This window comes from Sphingomonas sp. CCH9-E2 (assembly GCF_001557215.1).
Classification (GTDB): domain Bacteria; phylum Pseudomonadota; class Alphaproteobacteria; order Sphingomonadales; family Sphingomonadaceae; genus Sphingomonas.
In genome coordinates, this window is sequence record NZ_LSJM01000110.1 from 1 (window position 1) to 238 (window position 238).

Genomic DNA, 238 nt, shown 5'->3' on the forward strand with positions numbered 1-238 from the left:
ATGCGGTCGCCGGCCGCGAACTGGCGCTCGCCACGCTCGACCTTCACCGTCACGTCGTCGCCAAGATCGCCGCTCGCCCGCAACCGGTTCCGCGCCTCGCCATTGAGGCTCTGCACCTCGGCGTTGGTGTGGGTTAGGATGATGCGGCTCTTGTCCGGCTCGGCCTGACGCGCTCGATCCCAACCATCGACCAGCTCGCCCCGCGCCTGCTCGCGCGTGTCGGCCGCGTGGACCATGC

The 238-nt window shown here is 70.2% G+C and carries 1 protein-coding gene; it reads right to left on the reverse strand.

The features are described 5' to 3' along the window. Positions 1-238, reverse strand: a 238-nt coding sequence (locus tag AX681_RS22365) for a hypothetical protein (protein WP_443026338.1), incomplete at both ends; no start/stop codon positions are given.